Genomic DNA, 3125 nt, shown 5'->3' on the forward strand with positions numbered 1-3125 from the left:
GTCGCGGGCAGGGTGAGCCGAACCTCTGCTGCGGCGGGTGCATCGCCGTCGAGCCATGCCGTGATGGAGCGGACCTGCTCATACCCGGTCGCGAGAAGGAACGTCGGTGCCCGGCCGTAGGACTTCATGCCGGCCAGGAAGAACCCCGGCTCCGCGTGCCGGAGTTCGGCGAACCCGTGGGGCGCGACCGTGCCGCACGAGTGCACATTCGGGTCGATGAGCGGCGCCAGCCGGCGCGGGGCCTCGACGACGTCATCGAGCTCGACTCGGATCTCGCGCAGCATGCTGAGGTCGGGGCGGAAACCGGTCGCGTTCACCACGCCGTCGGCGTCCACGTGGGCCGGCTCGTCGTGGCGGGTGCCGACCACGGTCACCCCGCCGACGTCGGTCGATTCCAGGTGTGAGAGCTCGAACGAGTCGATCACCGCGATGCGTCCGGCGTGGACCAACTGCTCCACGCGAGAGCCGAGGGCGGCGCGATCGGCGAGCTCGTCGTCCGACGACGAGGAGACACGGATCGCGGAGGCATTGCGGATGAGCCACGTCACCCGTGTCGCCGGCTCGGTTCTTGCCACCTCGGCAAGGGCGATCAGGGTGTTCGACGCCGAGTGGCCGGCGCCGACGACGACGGTGTGCTTTCCCGCGAACGACGCCCGCTCGGTGCCGAGCACGTCGGGAAGCGCATGGTGCACGAGTCCGGTGACATCGGCGAGGCCCAGCGGATCCAGCCCGGACGAAGCGAGCGGATTCGGCGTCGCGTAGGTGCCGGACGCATCGACCACCGCGCGGCCCGTCAGTTCCTCGACGATCCCCTCGGCAGTCCGCACGCGGAGCAGGAACGGCGCTCGAGCGCGGCCGGCGGTGCGCGTGCGGTCCATCCCCTTCCGCGTCACGGCGATCGCGCGCGTGCCGAACCGGATGCGCGGCCCGATCTGCGGCAGTGCGGCGAGGGGCTCCAGGTATGCGTCCACGAGTTCGTGGCCCGTGGGCGATCGGCGCTCATCGGCCGGCATCGTCCAGCCGGACGCTTCGAGCAGACGTCGGGAAGCCGGATCGACGACGTGCCGCCACGGGGAGAACAGTCGCGTGTGGCCCCAGAGTCGAATGGATGCGGCGACGCGGTCGCCGGCCTCGACGACGACGAAGTCCCTGCCCCGCTCGGCGAGATTCGCTGCTGCGGCGAGCCCGACCGGGCCGGCGCCGATGATGACCACCGGCAGCGCCGTCCGCGGATCGTCCGCCTCGACTCTCGGCGTCAGTTCGAGCAACGTCATGGTGGCCTCCGCAGGATATCGATGAGTGTCGATGCACAGTATGACGTCGGGTATCGAAACCTGTCAATATTTACTACTATCGATATATGGTAGCGATGCTCGAGGTCACCGATGTCACGCAGGGCGCGGCATGCTGCGCGCCCCTGAAGAGGGCGCCGATCGGCCCCGACGAGGCGGAGCGGATGGCCGCCACGCTGAAGGCGCTCGCGGATCCGGCACGGCTGCGACTGCTGTCGCTCGTGGCCTCCCATGCGGATCAGGAAGCGTGCGTGTGCGATCTCATCGATCCGATCGGGCTGTCCCAGCCGACGGTCTCGCACCACCTGAAGGTGCTCACGGAGGCCGGATTCCTCCACCGGTCGAAGCGGGGCACCTGGGCGTACTACCGGCTCGTGCCCGACGCTCTCGAGCGGGTGTCCGCGATGCTCATCGGCGCCTGAGGCGCCCGCCGTCGGCCCGAGTCCGGTCGGTGGTCAGACCCACGACGGATGCGTCCACCGGGCAGGGTGGTCCAGCTCGCCGTAGCGCACATCCACCCCCGAAGACGTGAGCTCCGCCGCGCACAGCAGCAGCGACTGCGTCGGATACCCGTGCGGGCGATTGTCGCGGATGATCGCGCGATCGTCGTCGGGGGAGAGCTCCGCGGAGCGGTCCAGCACGCCCAGCCATGCTTCGATCCAGGCGTCGGGTCGGCCGGACGCCGCGCGGAACGCGTCGAGCCACGCGGCGATGCGTGCGGTGGAGGCGTCGTCGACATCGTCGTGGGCGAGCATGTGGACACCCGGCTCGAGGCTCCGCGAACGGAGGTCGCGCCCATCCCACGACACCACGCGCACCGCTGAGCCGTCGACGTCGACCAGATTGAAGCCGTGCGTGCGCGGGTCGCCCGAGGGAACCGAGCCCTGCACCGCATCCAGGGGGAGAACCCCGCGCGAGACCAAATCGGCCTCGGGTCGGTCCGAGACATCGGCACGGTTGAGCAGCACCGCCAGCCGGCCCGCATCCGGCAGCGCCGCCAGCCAGGCACCGCCGGCGCGCACGTCACGCACGCCCACGATGCGGTCGTCGCGCTCGGGCCACCACGCCCCGAGCGGATTCCAGGGCCGGGCGGGATCCTCGTCGCGCACGGCCAGCAACCGCGTGGGGGCGCCGGGCGCGCTCGGGACGCTCACGATCACCGTGCACATGCGGGTCTCCTCGGTCGGCTCGGGTGAGGCGGTGGCAAGATCGAAGCGTGTTCATCGTCGTCGGCGTCACCGGTGGCATCGCCGCCTACAAGTCCGTCCACCTCGTGCGCCGCTTCGTGAAGGCGGGGCACGACGTGCACGTGATCCCCACCGACGACGCCCTGTGGTTCGTCGGACTGACCACGTGGGAGGCGATCAGCCGCAACCCGGTGACGACATCGGTGCACGATGACGTCGCCCGCGTTCGGCATGTCTCCCTCGGCCAGTCCGCCGACCTCGTGGTCGTCGCACCGGCGACGGCGAACTTCCTCGCGAAAACGGCCGCCGGACTCGCCGACGACCTCTTGGGCACCACCCTACTCGCGACCACCGCCCCGGTCGTCGTGGCTCCGGCCATGCACACCGAGATGTGGCAGCACCCCGCGACCCGCGCCAACATCGCGACGCTGCGCGACCGCGGCGTGCACATCGTGGGCCCTGCCGACGGAGAGCTCACCGGCGGTGATTCCGGGCCGGGGCGCATGACCGAGCCGGATGAGATCGCCGACATCGCCATGACCGTGCTCGCGCCGAAAGACCTCGCCGGTGTTCGCGTGGTGGTCAGCGCCGGTGGCACCCGCGAACCGCTCGACCCGGTGCGCTACATCGGCAATCGTTCGAGCGG

The 3125-nt window shown here is 70.6% G+C and carries 4 protein-coding genes; 2 read left to right on the top strand and 2 right to left on the bottom strand.

What is annotated here, in order from left to right; all coding sequences use genetic code 11:
• A partial coding sequence (locus B4E30_RS12975) for an NAD(P)-binding domain-containing protein (RefSeq protein ID WP_286795517.1) occupies window positions 1-1274 on the bottom strand: 1274 nt, incomplete at its 3' end.
• Between the two features lie 86 nt (window positions 1275-1360).
• Here B4E30_RS12975 and B4E30_RS12980 point away from each other — a divergent pair.
• Window positions 1361-1714, top strand: a complete 354-nt coding sequence (locus B4E30_RS12980; RefSeq protein WP_286795518.1) for an ArsR/SmtB family transcription factor — start codon at window positions 1361-1363, stop codon at window positions 1712-1714.
• A gap of 33 nt (window positions 1715-1747) precedes the next feature.
• Here the strand turns inward: B4E30_RS12980 and B4E30_RS12985 are convergent, their stop codons facing one another.
• Window positions 1748-2461: an NRDE family protein gene (locus B4E30_RS12985; protein WP_286795519.1), complete on the bottom strand. Its 714-nt coding sequence runs from the start codon at window positions 2459-2461 to the stop codon at window positions 1748-1750.
• A 47-nt stretch (window positions 2462-2508) separates the two neighbouring features.
• Here B4E30_RS12985 and coaBC point away from each other — a divergent pair.
• Window positions 2509-3125 (top strand): bifunctional phosphopantothenoylcysteine decarboxylase/phosphopantothenate--cysteine ligase CoaBC (gene coaBC / locus B4E30_RS12990; RefSeq protein WP_286795521.1); only part of this gene is annotated, 617 nt, incomplete at its 3' end.

Origin of the sequence: Microbacterium sp. UBA3394 (genome assembly GCF_002358725.1) — a bacterium.
GTDB lineage: Bacteria > Actinomycetota > Actinomycetes > Actinomycetales > Microbacteriaceae > Microbacterium > Microbacterium luteum.